Annotated in this window: 20 protein-coding genes and 3 tRNA genes; 11 read left to right on the forward strand and 12 right to left on the reverse strand. The window is 64.9% G+C overall.

Annotated features, from left to right (window positions below; all coding sequences use genetic code 11):
* Positions 1–53: 53 nt before the first annotated feature.
* Positions 54–581, reverse strand: a complete 528-nt coding sequence (locus ACIBW7_RS03355) for a DUF4231 domain-containing protein (RefSeq protein ID WP_397043600.1) — start codon at positions 579–581, stop codon at positions 54–56.
* Positions 582–881: 300 nt separating this feature from the next.
* Here ACIBW7_RS03355 and ACIBW7_RS03360 point away from each other — a divergent pair, with 300 nt between their 5' ends.
* The gene (locus ACIBW7_RS03360; RefSeq protein ID WP_397043602.1) at positions 882–1940 is read left to right on the forward strand and encodes a hypothetical protein; all 1059 of its coding nucleotides are present in this window, start codon (positions 882–884) and stop codon (positions 1938–1940) included.
* Between the two features lie 280 nt (positions 1941–2220).
* Here ACIBW7_RS03360 and ACIBW7_RS03365 read toward each other — a convergent pair.
* From ACIBW7_RS03365 to ACIBW7_RS03375, 3 genes are all read right to left on the reverse strand, one after another.
* Positions 2221–2305: transfer RNA gene (locus ACIBW7_RS03365), tRNA-Ser, on the reverse strand.
* Between the two features lie 44 nt (positions 2306–2349).
* Entirely contained in the window at positions 2350–2757 is a 408-nt protein-coding gene (locus ACIBW7_RS03370; protein ID WP_306306451.1) for a MarR family winged helix-turn-helix transcriptional regulator, read from the reverse strand.
* 273 nt (positions 2758–3030) lie between these two features.
* Positions 3031–4206, reverse strand: a complete 1176-nt coding sequence (locus ACIBW7_RS03375) for a lactate 2-monooxygenase (RefSeq protein ID WP_397043604.1) — start codon at positions 4204–4206, stop codon at positions 3031–3033.
* Positions 4207–4546: 340 nt separating this feature from the next.
* Between ACIBW7_RS03375 and ACIBW7_RS03380 the strand changes: the two genes are divergently transcribed.
* Positions 4547–5548, forward strand: a complete 1002-nt coding sequence (locus ACIBW7_RS03380; protein WP_397043606.1) for an NAD(P)H-quinone oxidoreductase — start codon at positions 4547–4549, stop codon at positions 5546–5548.
* Positions 5549–5780: 232 nt separating this feature from the next.
* Here ACIBW7_RS03380 and ACIBW7_RS03385 read toward each other — a convergent pair whose 3' ends face one another.
* On the reverse strand, positions 5781–5999 hold the full coding sequence (locus ACIBW7_RS03385) for a hypothetical protein (protein WP_397043608.1): 219 nt from the start codon (positions 5997–5999) through the stop codon (positions 5781–5783).
* The gene (locus ACIBW7_RS03390) at positions 5996–6244 is read right to left on the reverse strand and encodes a hypothetical protein (RefSeq protein ID WP_397043610.1); all 249 of its coding nucleotides are present in this window, start codon (positions 6242–6244) and stop codon (positions 5996–5998) included. The genes ACIBW7_RS03385 and ACIBW7_RS03390 overlap by 4 nt, the downstream gene beginning before the upstream one ends.
* Between ACIBW7_RS03390 and ACIBW7_RS03395 the strand changes: the two genes are divergently transcribed.
* The 4 genes from ACIBW7_RS03395 (at position 6243) to ACIBW7_RS03410 (ending at position 9312) form a co-directional block, all read left to right on the forward strand.
* Positions 6243–6413: a hypothetical protein gene (locus tag ACIBW7_RS03395; protein WP_397043612.1), complete on the forward strand. Its 171-nt coding sequence runs from the start codon at positions 6243–6245 to the stop codon at positions 6411–6413. The two genes, ACIBW7_RS03390 and ACIBW7_RS03395, sit on opposite strands and share 2 nt — an antisense overlap.
* 781 nt (positions 6414–7194) lie before the next feature.
* The gene (locus ACIBW7_RS03400; protein WP_397043614.1) at positions 7195–8088 is read left to right on the forward strand and encodes a helix-turn-helix domain-containing protein; all 894 of its coding nucleotides are present in this window, start codon (positions 7195–7197) and stop codon (positions 8086–8088) included.
* Positions 8085–8291, forward strand: coding sequence for a DUF397 domain-containing protein (locus ACIBW7_RS03405; RefSeq protein WP_397043616.1), 207 nt, complete (start codon positions 8085–8087; stop codon positions 8289–8291). The genes ACIBW7_RS03400 and ACIBW7_RS03405 overlap by 4 nt, the downstream gene beginning before the upstream one ends.
* A 184-nt stretch (positions 8292–8475) precedes the next feature.
* Positions 8476–9312, forward strand: a complete 837-nt coding sequence (locus ACIBW7_RS03410) for a hypothetical protein (protein ID WP_397043618.1) — start codon at positions 8476–8478, stop codon at positions 9310–9312.
* A 185-nt stretch (positions 9313–9497) separates the two neighbouring features.
* On the opposite strand, the gene ACIBW7_RS03415 is transcribed toward ACIBW7_RS03410, so the two are convergent.
* Positions 9498–10325 carry an alpha/beta fold hydrolase gene (locus tag ACIBW7_RS03415; protein ID WP_397043620.1) on the reverse strand — a complete coding sequence of 276 codons (828 nt, stop codon included), beginning with the start codon at positions 10323–10325 and terminating at the stop codon, positions 9498–9500.
* Between the two features lie 191 nt (positions 10326–10516).
* Here ACIBW7_RS03415 and ACIBW7_RS03420 point away from each other — a divergent pair, with 191 nt between their 5' ends.
* Entirely contained in the window at positions 10517–11473 is a 957-nt protein-coding gene (locus ACIBW7_RS03420; RefSeq protein ID WP_397043622.1) for a helix-turn-helix domain-containing protein, read from the forward strand.
* A gap of 370 nt (positions 11474–11843) precedes the next feature.
* Here the strand turns inward: ACIBW7_RS03420 and ACIBW7_RS03425 are convergent.
* The 3 genes from ACIBW7_RS03425 to ACIBW7_RS03435 all read right to left on the reverse strand — a co-directional run bounded on the left by ACIBW7_RS03425 (position 11844) and on the right by ACIBW7_RS03435 (position 12878).
* A tRNA-Arg gene (locus ACIBW7_RS03425) sits at positions 11844–11916 on the reverse strand.
* 40 nt (positions 11917–11956) lie between these two features.
* Positions 11957–12046, reverse strand: a tRNA-Ser gene (locus tag ACIBW7_RS03430).
* Between the two features lie 91 nt (positions 12047–12137).
* A complete protein-coding gene (locus tag ACIBW7_RS03435; RefSeq protein WP_397043624.1) occupies positions 12138–12878 on the reverse strand; it encodes a dienelactone hydrolase family protein in 741 nt (246 codons plus the stop codon).
* A gap of 96 nt (positions 12879–12974) precedes the next feature.
* Here ACIBW7_RS03435 and hisC point away from each other — a divergent pair, with 96 nt between their 5' ends.
* Entirely contained in the window at positions 12975–14057 is a 1083-nt protein-coding gene (gene hisC / locus ACIBW7_RS03440; protein WP_397043626.1) for a histidinol-phosphate transaminase, read from the forward strand.
* Here hisC and ACIBW7_RS03445 read toward each other — a convergent pair.
* Together ACIBW7_RS03445 and ACIBW7_RS03450 are read right to left on the reverse strand one after the other, a co-directional pair.
* Positions 14054–15118, reverse strand: coding sequence for an alpha/beta hydrolase (locus ACIBW7_RS03445; protein ID WP_397043628.1), 1065 nt, complete (start codon positions 15116–15118; stop codon positions 14054–14056). The genes hisC and ACIBW7_RS03445 overlap by 4 nt on opposite strands.
* 85 nt (positions 15119–15203) lie before the next feature.
* On the reverse strand, positions 15204–16235 hold the full coding sequence (locus ACIBW7_RS03450) for a HoxN/HupN/NixA family nickel/cobalt transporter (protein WP_397044174.1): 1032 nt from the start codon (positions 16233–16235) through the stop codon (positions 15204–15206).
* A 486-nt stretch (positions 16236–16721) separates the two neighbouring features.
* On the opposite strand from ACIBW7_RS03450, the gene ACIBW7_RS03455 reads away from it, so the two are divergent.
* Genes ACIBW7_RS03455 through ACIBW7_RS03465 form a run of 3 tightly spaced genes read left to right on the forward strand, consistent with a single transcriptional unit; the run spans position 16722 to position 18842 of the window.
* Entirely contained in the window at positions 16722–17852 is a 1131-nt protein-coding gene (locus tag ACIBW7_RS03455) for a nitric oxide synthase oxygenase (RefSeq protein ID WP_397043630.1), read from the forward strand.
* A gap of 46 nt (positions 17853–17898) precedes the next feature.
* On the forward strand, positions 17899–18222 hold the full coding sequence (locus tag ACIBW7_RS03460) for a hypothetical protein (protein ID WP_397043632.1): 324 nt from the start codon (positions 17899–17901) through the stop codon (positions 18220–18222).
* 2 nt (positions 18223–18224) lie between these two features.
* On the forward strand, positions 18225–18842 hold the full coding sequence (locus tag ACIBW7_RS03465; protein WP_397043635.1) for a carboxymuconolactone decarboxylase family protein: 618 nt from the start codon (positions 18225–18227) through the stop codon (positions 18840–18842).
* Positions 18843–19047: the final 205 nt, after the last annotated feature.

The following is a 19047-nucleotide window of genomic DNA, read 5'->3' on the forward strand; positions in this document are numbered from 1 at the left end:
ATCGATGATGCGTCATGCAGCTGCCCGGGGCGCATCGATCCGGGACGAAGAGGTCAGCTGGACGCCGCGCCGCGCGGATACGCCGGCTCGCTCGCCTGCTGGGCGGTCGTCATTACGTTCAGGGTTGCCGAGTTCTCCGCGGCGATTGCGCCTTCGACTCGTTCGACAAGGGTCCGAAAGGCCTTGGTGTTGCCCAAGTGCTCGTACGGTCCTGTTCGGGTGCGGAAGTACACCTTTTCGTGGCCGAGCAGTTGTTCGGTCGACCGGTAATTCTTCCATTGCTCTCGATACTTGAAGACGCTCTCGAGCGAAACCGACGCCGCTACAACGAGACTGACCACTGTGACCACCCCCGGTGCCCACGCGAATGGGAGGTTGACAAGTGCAGGCACGGTCACGCCGCCGCCCACGGCGAGGACCCGGATCTGCAAATGCCTGGCCTTCATCGTGACGGCTTTCTTGTCATACCAACCTTGGTACTGCTCCAAGCGATCCGTGATGTAGTCCTCTGGCGCTATCAGAGGCGGGCTCGGCTCATCCGAGCCGGACCGGTTGGAGCCGAGACCTTCGGTTAGAGGCACGCCACCAATTATCGACGAGCGTCATGACCACGTCCGGCGATCCGGAAAGCCCAGCATCCGTGCACCGGACGAAACCGTTGCGCTCGAGCCGGTTTCGGCGGTACGGCAGCGGACCGCAATGCGGTTCCCAGTACCGGGAGGTGGTCAGGACGCGGCGAACGGCCACGTCAATTCGGTGAGTTTACCTGCGAGACCGGATATTTCGTGTCAAGGCTGACTCGGATCGCAGCCTGGGAGTGGCAGTCGACCCGAGGTCGTCGGCGCTATAGTCCCCGCACATCCGTACGGAGAGGACGACCGATGGCGACAGCTCTTTCACTTCCGGTGACGTATCTGGTCGGCAGCGCCAACGCACCGACACGACAGATCGCGATGGAGAAATTCGGCACGATGTGGGAGTACCTGCCGTCGTTTCCGGAGGGCGACACGGCTTTTCCCGGTTGGATCATGCCGCGGCTGCGCAGTACCTTCGCGCTTCCTGGAATGCGGAAGGTGAAGGACGGCAATATCGAGTTGGCGTATCCGGGTATGCCCGGTTACGAGTACGCCGGTGAGCGTGAGCTCGAGATTCCGCCCGTGCTGCTGGGTTATTTCGACCAAGCCGAGGCGGCCGAGCCGATTCTGCGGCGCATGATCGAGCAGCGCGGCAGCAGCAAGAGCTATCAGGCGTGCATTATCGATCCGTACGACCATGCGTACTTCGCCTTGGGTGAGGCCGGACTCGAGCAGCATTACGAGTCGTTCCGGAAACCGGCGCTGGACGAGATCTTCGCCATCCATCGGTTGTTCGACGGTGACGTGGTGTTCCAACTCGAGAGTCCCGGGCGCATGTTGACGATCGAAGTGATCGAGTCGGCGCGAGAGCGTGCCGCGAAAGCTGTTGAGCTGGCTTCGGATCTCGCGGCATTCGTGCGCCGGATGCCGGAAGGCGCCCGTGTCACGATCCATCTGTGTCGCGGCGACTGGGAACACAGCACGTGGCTGAAGCAGATCAGCGGGTTCGAGCCGGTTGTGCTCCTGGTCAATGCCATTGCGGCGGCGTGGCCGGAGGGCAGGACGCTGCAGGGTATTCATATTCCGCTGGCGGCGGCCGACGTACTTCCCTTCGCCGACGTGGACAATCCCGATATCTATCAGCCATTGGAGCAGCTGACCACCGACGCGACCATCTACGCCGGCATCGTGCACGAGCAGGCGAGTGCGGACCATATCCGCTCGGCCTTGACGCAAGCGCGGAAGTATTACCCGCGTCCCTTCGGCGGGCTGAGCACGTCCTGCGGTATGGCTCGGATGACCGAAGCCGACATGGACCACGCACTGCGATTGCTGACCGAATTGATGGTCACCGCGACCGGTTGATCGGCCCGGATCCGCGCGACGGCCGCACCGTCGACCAGACCTCGATTCAGGTGTGGGACGAATAGCCGAGAGCGCCCATCAGCGCGATTCTGCGCGACGGTGCTCTACGGCCGTGACGAAGTCCGGGTGTGCCGACACGATCAGCTGGTCGGTCGTGTCGGTCAGCCAGCCCGAACATGACACACATCTGCGGGCTCCGTGCGTCGCGGTGTGTCCGGATTCCCCACCCACCGTTGCGGTTTCGCTGCCGTGAAAGACCTGACGGACCAGGTCGGGATTGCGGAGACGGAGGGATTTGAACCCCCGGTCGCTCTCGCGACGCTCGCTTTCAAGGCGAGTGCATTCGGCCGCTCTGCCACGTCTCCAGGCCAACGAGATTACCCGGTGCCGTGCACCGTCTGCCGACGGGTCAGTCGGAGTTGCCGATCTCGTGGTCGACGCGGGCGAAGACCTCGCCGACTATCTCGAGTTGTTCGGGACCGAGTAGGTCGATGAAGTTGCGGCGGACCGCCTCGACGTGACCGGGGGCGGCGGCCTCCAGCCGACGCATACCTTCCTCGGTGAGTTCGGCGAGTACGCCCCGGCCGTCCTCGAGGCAAGTATTGCGGCGGACCATCCGCTGGGTTTCCAGGCGGCGGATCTGATGGGTGAGCCGACTGCGCGAGGACAGCACGCCGTCGGCCAGCTCGCTCATGCGCAACGAACGGTCGGGAGCCTCGGAGAGCAGGACGAGGATCCGGTATTCCGCGAGGGTGAGGTCGGAGTCGCGTTGCAGTTGACGGTTCAGAGCCGTCGCCAAGCGCTGATTACCGTCCATGTAGGCCCGCCAGGCACGCTGCTGCGACGACGAGAGCCATTCCGGCTCGACGGGCGCGTGACTGCTCGGTTCGGGTTGCACAAGCTCCATTCTAAGCCCGCCTGAACTGGGCAAACGCCAGCCCTTGCCGTCAGCGAAAGACCTGGACAGGCGCTCGAGCGTGGGGACCTCACGCCGAATTCGATGTCCGAGGGAACACAAGCGCGCGCACTCACACGCGGACGGGTGCAGGCCCTGGCGACCAAGCTCCGAGGCCGGTACCCGAGGTGCGAATCAGCGGATTGTGGCGATCAGTGAGCGGTCGAGCTCGGCCGGGCTCGCACATCCGGACAGCCCCATGACGGAGTCGAAGTCCGCGAGCAGGACGCGCAGCGCGTGCCGCACCCCCGCTCCGCCCGCGATGCCGAGACCGTATGCCCATGGGCGGCCGTAGAGCACCGCCTTCGCGCCGAGTGCCAGCGCTGTGAGCACGTCCGAACCGGTGCGGATGCCGGAGTCGAACAGGACGTCCGCGCGGTCGCCGATGGTGGCGACTACGGCGGGGAGGGCGTCGAGGGCGGCGATGGCACCGTCTACTTGACGGCCGCCGTGGTTGCTGACGATCACCGCGTCGGCGCCCGCGTCGACGACTTGGCGGGCGTCGGCCGGATGCAGGACGCCCTTGACCGCGATCGGGAGATCGGTCCACTCCCGGAGGTGCGCGAGGTCGGCTGGGCGCAGGGCGTGGTTGCCGAACAGGTCCCCCCAGGTGAGGATCGCGGCTCGCATCGCATCCGCACTCTCTTCCGGTGGCGCGGAAAGCTTCGCGCGGAAGACCGGATCCGACAGATAGTTGGCAATGCCTTTGCCGTGCAGGAACGGCAGATGTGCGAGCTCGAGATCGCGGGGTCGCCAACCGAGGCTCGGGGTGTCGACGGTGACGACAATGGCCGACGCACCCGCCCGTTCCGCGCGCTCGACGAAGGATCGGGCCAGCTCGTTATCGGCGGGCCAGTACAGCTGATACCACCAGCTACCGGCCGCCGCGCCGACGTCCTCGATGGTGGACGAGGCCGCCGTCGAGACCACGGTGCCGACGCCGAGTTCCTTCGTGACCTCCGCGACGATCACCTCACCGCCCTCGTGCAGCAGCTCCAGCACCCCGACCGGCGCGGTCAGCACCGGCGCTGCCAGTCGCGTTCCGAGCACCTCCACCGACAGATCGCGCGCACCCGGCCCCGAGGTGCCGCGCAGCATCCGCGGCACAATCCGGTACCGGTCGAATGCGGACCGATTGGCCGCCGCCGTCCGCTCCCCGGACGCACTCCCCGCCACATACGCGAAGGCTTCCTTACTCAGCACCGCACGCGCCCGGTCTTCCAAACCCGCAGCCGTCAACGGCAATTCGGGTACCGCGCCACCCAGTCCACCCAGGTAGATCTCGTTCTGGAAGTCGACAAAGCTGCTCACGCCCGGAACGCTAGTCCCCCACCCCCGACCCCGCAGGCAGCTGGCCATATTCCCCGCCTGACGACACCGGACCAGAGTGCGGGACGCCGCGCTTCACATGTGAGCCGCACATCCAGTTCCGAGCCTGTTGCCGAATACGCCCAACGGGCGATCGCGACGTCACAGCGGGGGACCGAAACACCTACCGGCGAGCATGATCGCGTGGCAGCAATCCATCCGGGCAGGTGATCTGTGGCACGGCCAAAATCCGCGCCGATTCGGCAACAGCCTGTACACGGGGTGCACGCTCGCGGGCAGGGGTGAGCAGCGGGCAGGTCCGGGGTGGGGGCAGGATGGGGCAATGCGCGCTATCGAGCTGAACGGGTTCGGGGGACCCGAGGTGATGGAGTGGGGCGAGGCGGCGGATCCGGTGCCGGGGCATGGGGAGGTGCTGATCGAGGTTGCCGCGGCCGGGGTGAATCGCGCGGATCTGCTGCAGCGGCAGGGGTTCTATCCGCCGCCGGCCGGGGCCAGCGAGGTCATGGGGTTGGAGTGTTCGGGGGTCATCGCCGAAGTAGGTGATGGGGTAGGGGATTGGCACGTCGGCGATCGGGTGTGTGCGCTGCTGTCCGGTGGCGGGTATGCGGAAAAGGTCGTGGTTGCCGCGACGCAGGTGCTGCCGGTGCCCGATGGGCTCGACCTCGGTGCGGCGGCCGCGCTGCCCGAGGCGGCTGCGACGGTGTGGTCGAACCTCGCGATGACCGCCGGGCTGGACGCGGGGCAGTTGGTGCTGATCCATGGCGGCGGCAGCGGAATCGGTACGCACGCCATTCAAGTAGCGGTGAGCCAGGGCGCCCGTGTGGCGGTCACTGCGGGCTCGGCGGAGAAGCTGAAGCGGTGCCGCGAGTTGGGCGCGAGCGTCCTGATCAATTACCGCGAGGACGATTTCGTCGCCGCGATCCGCGCCGAGAACGGTGCGGGCGGTCCCGGCGCCGACATCATCCTCGACATCATGGGCGCCGCCTATCTCTCACGAAACGTCGAGGCGCTGGCACCACACGGCCGCCTCGTGGTGATCGGCATGCAGGGCGGCGTCACCGCCGAGCTGAATCTCGGTGCGCTGCTGTCCAAATGGGGCACCGTCCACGCCAACAACGTCCGCAACCGCCCGACCACCGGCCCCGACAGCAAGGCCACCATCATCGCCGAACTTCGCCGCCACATCTGGCCCCTGATCGCGGACGGCACCATCGCCCCGGTCATCCACGCCGAACTCCCGATCACCGAAGCCGCAGAGGCCCACCGCCTCCTGGACTCCTCCGAGACCTTCGGCAAGGTGGTCCTGAACGTCCGGGAGGCCTGACACGATGGCTCGAGAGCAGGCGCAGCTCCGCTGAGCAACAGGTCTGCCCCGCACTGACGACCCATTCACCGGCGGTGCGACTTCGAGATCTTGCCAAAGGATTTCGAGCGGAAACGGATCGGTGAGCGAGAGGGCCACCGGACCGAGGTTGGGCGTCCGGTGTCGCACAACTAGTGGGTACCTCGCACAAGCTCTCTACCTTGTGCGAGGTCGGCAATGGCTCTGCGACGGCTCAGGGTTCCAGATACAACCGTTCATTGGGGAGGCGCGGGTAGCCGCTGGCGTCACCCAGGTCCATTGTTACCGCATCGGCGTAGTGCCGCGCTTGATGTTCCTGTACGAAAGTCAGTGCCGCGGTGAGGCATGCGATGAAGTCGAATCGTGCACCGTGCAGGAATACGCTCAGGTGCACATCCGGTTCGCCTGGTTTCGGAGATGCCTTCGCGTTCATGGCTTCTCGCGATCTACGACGCTGATCGGCAGGACAACGGTTGCGTCCTCTTCGGTCGTGTCGTCGTAGTCGGTGCACCAACCGGCTTCATCTACCTCGGTGATCCCGTTGAGGGTGTGGCAGAGCGTGACGCTATCGATCGGTGCGAGCCTCAATTTCTCCGGCGTGTGCTCATGAAATACCTGGAGCAATGCGGCCACCGCTGGTGCTATCTCCGTCTTTGGTTGTCGTTCAACTTTATTCATGGAGCATGACTCCGATGGCGTTGAGCGCGTGGTCAGCACGGTCGTCGACGACCCGTATACCGGCCCAGGGCACGGTTGCGGATTCGGCATGATCGGCGAGTGGTCCGCTATTCGGCCATCGACAACGGGCACCATGCCCGCGCAGAATCGCGAAGGGCACGCCACCTGAGCCAACTCCCCGGTACTGGCCCTGAACAGCGCCGCGCCGCACATCGACACCTTGATCCATGGCCCACATGTGCACTCAGGCATTTGTCGCCCTCCGCTGCATCGGCTGACCTGAGCAAGCGCGGATCGCGTCGACAACGACTAAACCCGAGGGCCGGAAGGTGCATTGTGGTGGCTGCACCCAGCGCCGGAACTCGACACAGTGATCTGCTGGCGAGGGAAGCGCGACTGTCTCACCTGTCCGCACCACGGAGACGTTGAGCCGGAACATCTCCGCGAAAAGTCGCACGTCGTCGGGATGTCCGGCCTGACAAGGTAGGTCCAGCGAGTGGACCTGGGATGCGACAAGATCGGACCGATATCCGAATCATGTTGCTGCATGCGGAATTTGACTGCTTGCCCGAGATGGGCGGGCATGATCAACGCCCATACGTGGTCGGCCTTCATGATGATTCGCCCGAGGTGAGGCGGGTCGAGGGTCGCGGGAAGATCGCAAACCCGCCTGTAGAAGTAGCAGCGTGAAACCGGGCTGTCGCCAAAAGCTATGTGGTCCATCGATTTAGACCTCTGCTCGCGTTGGGTGGCTTAGTTGCGCCCGGCCCTGACAACTGCTGCAGGGTGGGAGAGTTCTATCCGAGCGCACATCCAGTTCAGCATCGCGACCAGGCATTGGGAACGTTCCTAGGCATACTTTCGGCAACGAGCACACAAGATTCCGCAGCGACGGCAAGATTGGTTCCCAGACGAACGTGAGCCGTTAGCAACGCTATGGAGCCGACACGATGACCTCAGATGCAGTGACGACAGGTTCGATCCTCCCGCGCCGGATACTCGCCCGCTTGCTCCGGGATCGGCGAGAAAAGGCGGGGATAGGTGTCGAGGCAGCCCGGAAGGCCATTGGCGTATCGAAGCAGACATTCTGGCGCATGGAGACAGGGCAACCGACGCGCATCAATCCGTTGTTCATCATCCATCTGGCACAGATGTACGGCGTCGGGGATGAGACAGCGGATGTACTCCTCGGGCTGACCGAGGAATCTCAGGCAAAGGGGTGGTGGCATGCCTATGGCGACGCCATACCGAAACACTTCGATCTCTACGTCGGACTGGAGGACGCCGCCAAACGGTTCAGCTCCTACCACACGACTCTGATTCCCGGCTTGTTGCAGACCCCCGAGTACCGACGGGAACTGCACTGGACCGAGTTTCCCGGCATGCCATCCGATGAGGTCGAGCGCCGGATCGAACTCCACCGCAGACGGCAGGAACGACTCCACAGCAAGGCCAAGCCGCTCGAGATGCGTGTCCTGCTCGATGAGTCCGTCTTGCGTCGCGTCCAGGGCTCGCCGGAGGTGATGTCCGCGCAGCTCACACACTTGGTCGAAGCGAGTCGACTTCCGAACGTCTCGGTGCGTGTGGTTCCCCTCTCGGCTGGAAGGCATAAGGGGGTATTCACCGGTTCGTTCGTTCTTCTCGAATTTCCTCGGCATCCAACGGCGAAGCTGACCGAACCTCCCGTCGTTTACATCCAGGGCTTCACGGGTGCGCTCTACCTGGAGAAGACTGACGAGGTCGACGAGTATCGGGACGCCTATGCTGGCATTCAGCGTGTGGCACTGGATGAGGACGCGAGCCGCGGACTGATTCAGCAGATTGCAGAGGAGTTGGCTCGGTGAATGTCGATCTGTCGGGGGCGCGGTGGTTCAAGAGCAGCCACAGTTCGGCTAGCCAGGAGTGCGTAGAGGTCGCGTTCCTCGATAAGGGAATGGTCGGTGTTCGCGACTCGAAGAACACGGCTGGCCCTGCGCTGGTCTTCACCCCCGGCGAGTGGGAAGCGTTCACCACTGGCGTAGTCGACGGCGAATTCAACCGCTCGTAGTTCCGCTGAGCGACAGCCCCGCCCGTCTTCGAGGATGGCGGGGCTTGTGCGTATAGGGGTACCCACACCAAGCGTCCTGCCCACAATCCCGTTTGAGTCGCACAGCAGAGCGTGATCGTTGAGCGGGTCGGCTCTGCCTGCGGAAGTGCGCACGAATTGGGCTGTGTCAGTCCAGAATCGACGGATGACTGAGCTCGCGTTGACGGCGGATCGGCGGGACGAACTGGCGGCGTTGCTTGGTGATGACGAGCGGCTTCGCGGCGAGTACCCGAAGATAGCGGAGTACTTGGATACCGCGCCCATGCTGTCGGGGACGGGGAATGCTCGGGCCGATGCGGCGTTCGATTTGCGGTTCGTGCATTACCTGACCGGTGGCAGGTCGGTCAGCGCGAATCCGTATTGGGAGATCGTCGCGCCGTCGGTGTCCGAGTACCAAGGCCGTCGCGTGGTGGACGGTGGTCGAGCGAAGGGCAGTGCGCGTCTGGGGTTCGCCCAGACAATCTTGCAGGCCGCCTACGCATACGCCATCCCGTCTCCGGAGACGGTTGCGTGGGTGGCTCAGTTCTGCGATGGCCGCAAGGTAGTCGAACTGGGCGCCGGGCGCGGGTATTGGGCGGCCCAGCTGACCGAGGCGAGAGTGGGCGTCGACGCGTACGACTCCGAACCGCCGGACAAGACGGAGAACGCGTCGTTTCTCGGTGCGGCCGGTCAGTCGGACGTATGGCATCGGGTCGGAAATCTCGATGAGTTCGCGGCACGTCCGAGCGGCGGCTCGGATGATGTGCTGTTCCTCTGCTGGCCTCCGGGCTGGGGCAACACGATGGCGTCCGACGCGCTCGCCGCGTTCGAGGCCGACGGTGGCGAACGGCTGGTGTACATCGGAGAGCCGAAAGGCGGAAAGACCGCTGATGACGCGTTCTTCGATCGGCTCGCTTCACGCTGGGAGTTGAAATCCGACGATACGCAGTTCGTTTCGTGGTGGAATCTGGTCGACCGAGCGCAGGGTTGGGTTCGTCGCTGATGTCCGCCTGACCTGACCGTCGGTGGCGCATGCATCTGGCGTTCAGGCGGTATCCGAATCAGATCGGCGTGGTCACTCGCCAACGTGAAGCGCGACCGGCCACAGATTTCCGAAACCTGCTCTACTCCACCCTCCCCGGCGAATAGTGGCGCCGGCCCCTGGCCTTCGCGAGCCGACGGCCCGGACTAATTGCTCGTCGCGGCGCGGTTGGCCAGGAAGGTTTCGACCAGACGGTTGACTTCGTCGGGGACTTCCGCGGCCGTGAGGTGTGCGGCCCCGTCGATGACCACGAGCTCCGAGCCCGGGATGGCGTCCGCCATGGCCTGGAGTTCGGGCAGGGGGAAGGTGCGGTCCTCGCGACCTCCGACGATCAGCGTGGGGCAGGTAATCGAGGCGAAGAGGTCTCGTTGGTCCGGGCGATCGATCACCACGGAGTGCACGGCATTGATGATCGATACCGGATCATTGCCACGAGCGATGTCGACGACCTTTCGGACGACCTGCGGGCGCGTGCTTACGGTCGTCGGACCGAGAAACGCGCGAACCACCGATTTGGTGAGTGGCGGGCGAATCCCGCCGAGAATCCGGATCACCATCAATAGCATCCGGTACTGCATCTGCTGAACGGTAGGAGCCGACGATGCCGTGCCGTTCATCAGCACGGCGGTTTCGACGCGCTCAGGGAATGTGGCTGCGAGGGTGCCGCCGATCATGGCGCCCCACGAGTTCCCGATGAAATGCGTTCGCCGTATCTCGAGCTGATCGAGGATGTCGACCACGCAGCCCGCGCACTCCTCGAAGGTGAAGCGCTGTTCGAGACGACTGGACCTCCCGTGGCCGGGCGGATCCACCGCGATGGTCAGGTGATTCCGCGCGAAGTAATCGACCTGGGCGTCCCAGAGGGCAGCGTCCATCAGAAGGCTCGGCCACATCACGATCGGATCGCCGCTGCCGGTTATGACGGCATGCACCAGCCCCAGCCGAGTCGATACGTGAGTATGCGTGCGCTTCATCTGTGCCTCCGTGCGGGTGGTTCCGAGCCTGCGCAGCCGCGTCGTACGTTCGTGCCCGTGCCGAACGGGCCCCGCCGACGGCTGAGCAACGCACCGGTGCGATGGGCTGTGAGCTGTACGATCGGCTAACGCTAAGCCGCGGACCGATGCGCGCTCGACCTGAAATGTGCACGGGTCTGACGGAAACGCGCATGTCGGTCGGGAGGTTGCTCGTGTCGGTCGCCAAGCCATACCTGGTGGAACGGGTCGATACCGGCATGGTCGCGCCCGGTGATTCGGCCGACCTCTGGGCTGAGCATGTCTGTCGTAACCAGGGCACGTTGCAGTTCCGTTTCGCCAGCCGGTCGGCGTTCCGTGGAACTACGGCCGTGCAGCGATACGCGGGCTATCAGCTGATCGATTTCTGGTCGGACAGTGTCGTCTACGCCAGGACGCGCGCGGATATCCGCCAGGACCACGACGATAGTCTGCGCGTGATGATCCCGATGTCCGGCGCGTTGCGCGTACGACAGGACGACACCACCGCCCAGGTGCTTCCGGGGCACGGCGCGGTGGTCACCAAGACGCGTCCCGTGGATTTCGGTCAACCCCAGGCTGCCCGCGGGTGGGTGATGAATGTCCCCGCGGGCACTCTGCCGCTCGAGCTCGGCGCGGGACCTGCGCTGGTCGACTTGCGAAAGGGCCTGGGCTCGGTCGTCGTCGGCATGATCACCGAACTCGGTGAGCAACGTGATGCCCTCGACGGGCCCGAGTTCGCCTCGGCCTGTGACACGATCGTCGATCTGCTCCGCCTCTGCTTGCGCCACCGAAACGAGATGCCGACCGTGCTGGCCACGGTGGACACCGCGGTTCGTGACCACGTCCGCCGGCACGCCGACGACCCGAACCTGACACCGGCCGCGATCGCGCGAAGCCTCGGCTGGTCACTGCGGCAGATCCAACTGGCCTTGCACCACACCGGCACCACACCGAGCGAACTGATCCGCGGCGAGCGGCTCGACCGCGCGCACCGCGGCCTCCGCGAAGCCCGATCCACCCGCACCGTCGCCGACATCGCCTACGCCAGCGGTTTCCGCTCCCTCAGCGCCTTCGGCTCCGCCTTCAAGGCGCGGTTCGGGGTCACTCCGCAGGAAGTGCGACCGCGCTGACGTCGTCGACGCTCGGTGATCTTCGAGAGGCTACGTTGCGGGGGTATCTGCGAGAGATGAGTTCTTCGAACTCGTCGCGCGCTGGGAGCTGAAATCCGAAGATGCGCAGTTCGTTTCGTGGTGGAACCTGGCTGTTCATGCCAGCTGACGGGCACACGGCCGCCAAGGTTGATGGGCACTCATGTCGACAAATACGAGTGCGCCCGAGGGGATTCGTACCCACCACCCGGGGGCGAAGCCCTCCGGCCAGACAGGGGGTCCGGGGGCGAAGCCCTCCGGGGTGGGGGTGTGGGGGTTCCACCCCCACAAAACATGACGAAATGAGCAATGGCTCACGCTCGTCGTGAGCATGAGCCTTCCGCGAATGAAGTGCGCCCGAAGGGATTCGAACCCCTAACCTTCTGATCCGTAGTCAGATGCTCTATCCGTTGAGCTACGGGCGCATGCCTGTGTTCAGTTGTATAGCCCCGGCGAACCGGGGTGTGGCGGAGGCGAGAGGATTTGAACCTCCGGTCCCCGTGAAGGGACAACTCATTAGCAGTGAGTCCCATTCGGCCGCTCTGGCACGCCTCCTGGAGCCTTCTCTTCGAGGGCACCGGTCCTTTCGAACCGCCGAACAGGAAGGTTACAGTAGCCGACGTCCAGATCGCAAAACGCCAGGTAATCACCGAAGATTGCTGTCGAACCAGTCGAAAATCCGGGTCTGGGAATCGACCAGATCGAAGTCTTCGTCGCCGCCGGGTCGGTCGGCGCGGTGGTGCAGGCCCGGATAGGTCACCACGAGGCTGGCGACCGCGGCGCGGGCGGTGGCGTCCCGGAGTTGATCCACGTGGGTGGGCGGGGTGTCCGGGTCGTCGGCGCCGAAGAGCCCGAGCCACGGCGCCTGCAGATTGGGAGCCGCGCGGATGAGGGCATCGGCCTCGTCGGTGAGTGGTTCGACGATGCCGGATGCGGCGACGCTGACCGCGGCGCCGACGGGGCGATTGGTCGCCACCAGGAAGGCCGCGGTGCCCGCGTGGTCGAAGCCGAGCACGCCGATGCAGTCCGGAAAGACGCCGCGGCGGGTGAGCCAGTCGAAGCAGGCGTCGAAATCGTCGAAGAGCTCGTCGCCGAAAACCTCCTGCGCCGGCTCGCCGTCGATGCGATGGAACAGATTGGGCGCGACCACCGTCCAGCCCTCGGTCGCCAGGGCCTTCATGAGTTCCAGCAATGCCCCGGTGAACTCCCGGGCCTCGTGCAGCACCACGATGCCGCCGCGCGCATTGCCCTCCGGCTCGGCCACCGTGATGGGCACCTGGGCGCTGGCGGTTCGAAGCCGATCGTTGGTCGATGGTTGTGGGTCCGAACCGGAAATGATGTCGTCGCGACTACGTAGCGGCGCAATATCGTCGTAAATGCCCGACATGAAACAAGGGTAGGTGGATCTGCTGATCTTCGCGAGAAATTGCACGTGAGCGGCCCTGGCACCCAGATTTTCCGGTACCCGGCATATGGTTGAACGGTGACAGCGCACATCCGGCCGGACCTCGATTCGATCCCGGCGTACGTCCCCGGCCGCAACCATCCGGGCGCGGTCAAGCTCGCCAGCAATGAGACCACCTTCGGTCCGCTCCCATCCGCCGCGAAGGCCATTGCCGAGGCCGCGGAAATGGCGAACCGCTACCCGGATAATCAGGTCACGGAGTTGCGCGCGGCCATTGCGGACTTCCTCGGCGTCTCCTCGGCGAACGTCGCGGTCGGCTGCGGCAGCGTCGCGCTGTGTCAGGAACTGGTGCAGATCACCTGTGACGCGCCGACCGACGAGGTGCTGTTCGCCTGGCGCTCCTTCGAGGCGTATCCGATCGTCACCCAGGTCGGCAACGCGACCGCCGTGCAGGTGCCACTCACCCCGGAGCATGTGCACGATCTGGATGCGATGGCCGCCGCAGTCACCGATCGCACCAAGCTGATCTTCGTCTGCAATCCGAACAACCCGACCGGCACCGCGGTGGTCGAGGCGGATTTGGTCCGCTTCCTGGACGCGATCCCGGAGCATGTGCTGATCGTGCTCGACGAGGCCTATTTCGAATACATGCGGCTCACCCCCGAGCAGCGTCCGAACGGGGTCGAGCTGGGGCGCAATCGGCCCAATGTCGTTGTGCTGCGGACCTTCTCCAAGGCGTACGGTCTGGCGGGGCTGCGCGCGGGTTATGCGGTCGGCGATCCGGCGGTGATCACCGCACTGATGAAGGTGCACATCCCGTTCAGCGTCAACCGGGTCGCGCAGGCGGCCGCGATCGCCTCGCTGGAGGCGCGGCACGAGCTACTCGACCGCACCGACAATCTCGTGGTCGAACGCAATCGGGTGCGCGACGCACTGCTCGCCGCGGGCTACGAGGTGCCGCCGAGCGAGTCGAACTTCCTGTGGCTGCCGCTGGGCGAGCGCAGCGCCCAATACGGTGAGGTGAGTGCCGAGGCGGGGGTGCTGCTGCGGCCGTACGGTACCGACGGTGTGCGGGTGACCACCGGTGATTCGCACGAGAACGAGCAGTTCCTGCGGTTCGCGACCGATCCGGATGTGCTGGCGCGCTTCGGGATCGGCTAAACGCCCAACGCCCGCGAGATCGTCGGCCAGGACAGACCCAACTCGTCGGCCCAGTACGGCCACGAATGCGTCCCGGTCGCCCGGAAGTTCGCGGTCACCGGAATCCCGAGCGCGGTGAGTCGATCGGCCAGCCTGCGGGTGCACATATTGGTCGCGGCCTCCAGCGGACCGCCGAATCCGATGGTGCTGACCAGATCCGGGTTGTTCGGGGTGTCGTATTTACCGGGCAGTCCGCTGCCGACCGACAGGTAGATCGCCTTGCCGCGCAACGCTTCCGCGTGCAGCAGCACGTCGTGGTCGAGCCAGGCGGAATCGTGCTGATCGCCGAACATATTGTCGGGTCCACCACGGTAGGTCGCGACCACCGCGCGGGCCTGCGCCTGTCCGAGATCGGTGCCCATGGAGAAGCATCCGCTGTGCGCGGCCACCGCCGTGTACAGCTTCGGCTGCCGGAAGGCCAGCATCATCGCGGCCTCGGCGCCCATCGAGACGCCCATGACGGCATTGCGTCCGTTGCCGTTGAATTTCGCATCGATCAGCGGCGGCAGTTCCTTCGTCAGGAAGGTCTCCCACATATTGGTGCCGAGCACCGGGTCCGGGCGCTGCCAGTCGGTGTAGAAGCTGGCCGGTCCGCCGACCGTCAGCACCACGTTCACGTCTTTGTCTTCGAAGAATTTGTCCGCGTGCCCGAGTTCGGTCCAGTTGTTGCTCTCCGCCTCGGCACTGCGCCCGTCGAGCATGTAGACGGTCGGCCGCGGATGGTTCTGCTCACGCGGCAGCAACACCTGCACCTCGACGGCACGACTCATCGCGGGTGAATTCACCCACACCCGCAGCCACCGGTCGTTGACGGGCACGATCCGATCGATCGAAGCCTGCCTCACGCCGGGGACGGTCGGCTCCGCGGGGGAGGGACCATCCGCCGAGCCGGTGTTCGGGCGGGGCTGATCGCCGGGCGCTGCTAGCACCGGGGGTGGACCGAACACCGCCGCACCGGCAATCAGTGCGACGCTGACTATGGCGCTGGAGACCCAACGCCGCACCTCGCGCCGAGACAGCATGGCGCCCATCCTGCCAGAAATGCGAAAGTAGGCGCGCAAGCCATAAACATGCCGGTCGGTATGCGGCACGGGGCATTCGGCTCGGCTACTTCGTGGCAAGGTCACCCTGCCAGCGTCGTTCGACTCCGGCGAAGCGCCATATCGCTGCCGCCGCCACCCAGGTCGCCACGAACAGACCCGCCACGATGTAGCCGAGATCGCCCAGATCCAGCTTTCCGATCCACGCGACTATCCCGGATTCGACCTCGAGCCGGTCGGCGCAGATCGACACGATCTCCTGTCCACCGATCAGCAGTGCCACCACCACCGACAGTCCAGTAATCACCAGGTTGTAGTAGATCTTGCGGACTGGTTCGGCGAAGGCCCAGTCGTAGGCGTAGCTCATGAATGAGCCGTCGAGCGAATCGAACAGCGCCATACCCGCCGAAAACAGCACGGGCAGAACAAGAATCGAATACCAGGGCAGTCCGGTCGCGGCCGCGCCGCCCGCGATCACCAGCAGGCCGACCTCGGTCACGGTGTCGAAGCCGAGTCCGAACAACAGCCCGACCGGAAACATCTGCCACGGCTTCTCGACCAGCCGCACGACCGGCGCGAGCACCCGGTTCAACAGGCCCCGGCTGTCCAACTCGCGCTCGAGCTGCGCCTCGTCGAAGTCGCCCTGCCGCATCCGTCGGAAGACGCGCCAAATGCCGAGTAGCGAGGCCAGATTCAGCAGACCGATGACGATCAGGAAGGTACCCGAGATGCTGGTTCCCCACAGCCCGGTCCACCGCTGCAGCCCCGAATCCTGGTTCTCCAGATTCGCCGCGAGCGCCCGCACCCCGAACGCCAGCAGCGCGACCAGGATGAACACCACGCTGGAATGGCCGAGTGCGAACCAGAAACCGACCGTCTGCACCCTGTGCTTGCCGTTCTCCGCCACCAACTTTCGAGTGGTGTTATCGATCGCGGCGATGTGGTCGGCATCGAAGGCGTGTCGCATGCCGAGGGTGTAGGCGGTGACGCCGAGACCGACTCCGAAGACCGCGCCCTGCACCACGTGATGCCCCGGCACCACGAACAACAGCAGAGTGCCCCAGCCGATGACATGCAGCGCCAGAACGGTCACCGCCATACCGATAACGCTGCGCACGAGCCAATCCTCACTGCTGGACGAACCGTTCGAACAACGGTACTGCGCACGCAACGTACAGGTCGGTCGGGTTCGGGCGGATCGGCAAACAGTTGCCCGTGCCCAGCAGATTCCGAACAGGCATTACGTCGAATTGGGGCACACGGCCAGCACACCGGTCTTAGGCTGCGGTGCGGGCGTTTTCAGGCGTCGATTGGGACGAGCATGATCGTGGACAGCAAACGGCAGCAGCCAGGTCATGATGCTGTGCGCGTGCTCGGCAACTCGACAGCCTGCACGGCTCCGCTTCCGAAAGCTTCTGCCGTATCCAGGTTCCCCGCAACGCGGAGGCTACCGCGCGGACCTCCGGCGTAGCCCGGTGTCAGCTGCGCTCCGCGCGCGAAATTCTCTGCTCGATCAATGCCTGTCTGTTCAGACGCAGTACCTGATGCCCGACCGGAGAAAACCGTGAATCAAGCGTTACCTGTCATGCCGCTCGAAAGCTCTGCTGACACAAAACCTTTCGGACTCGATCTGAAAAGGCGGATGCGGGAGTGTGATGAGTTCTTCCGATTGCCCGAACTCGCGCATCTATCCGCGAACCGCCGCCGCACCGCATTGGAACAACTCCAGCAAACTGGCAGCTACGTGCAGACCGCCGAGGAGATCCTGATCGGCGCCAAGCTCGCGTGGCGCAACCACGCCCGCTGCGTCGGGCGAAAGCACTGGCGATCACTGAAATTGCTCGACGCACGGCGGGTGCGCTCGGCCCGCGACCTGGCCGAGGTCTGCTGGCAGCACCTGCATATGGCGACCAACGGCGGCGCCATCCAATCGATGATCACCGTCGGACCGCCGCGCCAGGCCGACGGTCGCGAATTCCGCATCGTCAGCCCACAACTCATCCGCTACGCCGGTTATCGCAACGGCGACGGCACCGTCACCGGCGACCCGGCCAATATCGCGATCACCGAATTCGCCATGAAGCTCGGCTGGCGCGGCGCGGGCACGCCCTTCGACATCCTGCCGGTGCTCATCAGCACACCGGACGAGCCGATCCGCTGGTTCGACATCCCGCCCGAACTGGCCCGCGAGGTCGAACTCGAACATCCCGAATTCGACTGGTTCGCCGGACTCGGCCTGAAATGGCATGCGCTGCCCGCGGTTTCGAATATGAACCTGGAGGTCGGCGGCATCACCTACCCGTTCGCACCGTTCAACGGGTGGTATATGGGAGCCGAAATCGGTGCGCGCAATCTGAGCGACACCACCCGGTACAACATGTTGCCGCTCATCGCCGAAATGATGTGCCTGGACACCAGACATGAACGTTCGCTGTGGCGCGACAAGGCGCTGGTCGAATTGAATCGCGCGGTGCTGCACAGCTTTCGAAAGGCGGGGGTGTATATCGTCGACCATCACACGGTCGCCAAACAGTTCTGTGACCACGTCAATCGGGAGCAGGCCGCGGGTCGCAAATGCCCGACCGACTGGAGCTGGATCAATCCGCCGATTTCCTCGGGCGTGACCCCGACCTTCCACCGCTACTACGACGAACCCGAGCCGGAGCTGCGCCCGAATTTCGTGCGGCGGGACTTCGGCGGGGAAGGTGAAATCTGATCTTCGTTCGGCAGCGGTAGTGCGGTTGATGGACAAGAATGGGGCCATGGCACGGCGTTCCATGGGCTCGAAATGGGAAGAATTCGGCGCGCATCTCGAAGCTGCGCCGGGACAGCTGCCGGTCGAGGCGCGGCGGTCGATTCGGGCGCGGGCCTCGGGTGAAGAAGGTGCGGCCGGGGTCCCCGAGGACCTCGCCGATTTCGTCGAGCTGGTCGCCGAACGTTCGTATCGGCTCACCGAGAAGAACATCACGACGCTGGCCGAGGCGGGACGCAGCGACGACGAGATCTTCGAGGCGGCCGTCATCGCGGCCTACGGCGCCGCCGACCGACGGTTGCGCGCCGCCCGCCGCTCCTGGGAGGGGCGCTGAAAATGTGGCTCGACGCAGTCGAATCCGGCCAAGAACTCCCGGCCCGAATCATGTTCGCGACCATGCAGCGGTTGGGACGCACCGAGGTTCCCGCGGTCATGAAGGTCATCTGCTACCGGCACCGCTATTTCGGCACCCCGCTTTCGGACCTCATGCAGGACGCTATGCGCGGACCGTCCTTCTGGACTGTCGCCGAACGCGAAATCTTCGCAACCAGGGCCTCCCAGTCCAATGAATGCCCCTTCTGCGACTCCGCCCACCGGGGCATCGCGGGCGCATATATTGCTGCGAATCTGGTCGATGCGGCCCTGGCCGACGGCGACAACTCGCCGCTGCGCTCCGAAGCTCGCGCCATGCTCGAATTCGTCGGCAAAATGGTTCGAGATCCCGATGGCCTCACTCCCGGCGACGCCGACAAAGTCCGTGAGGCCGGCGTCACCGCCGAGGCTTTCGACGAAGCCGTCTGGGTAGCAACTCTTTTCAATGTCATCAACCGAGTAATGAACACCGTGGGCGCCGAGGCGCTCGAAGCCGGCGAAGCCCGAATCGGCGCCCGTTTCATCAAAGCCTTCGGCTACCGAACCCCACCTCCCGTCCGCTACCTTTCCCGCGGCGCTTGAAATCCGCTGCTCGCGCGGGTGTTCTCGGGATGCGGCGGAGTCGGCTCGCTCGCTGACCGTCGCTGCGTGCTCGATGTGGGTGGCCGCGAGTTCGCCGCGCCGAATGGAACAACCCGGCCCATATCGAGTGACGATTTCCGCAACGCGGGCCGCCGCTGTGGTGCTCTGCGGCGATCGCGGAATCCGGTAGTGACTGCGGCACGAT

The organism is Nocardia sp. NPDC049526, assembly GCF_044465765.1.
In the GTDB taxonomy this organism is placed as follows: domain Bacteria; phylum Actinomycetota; class Actinomycetes; order Mycobacteriales; family Mycobacteriaceae; genus Nocardia.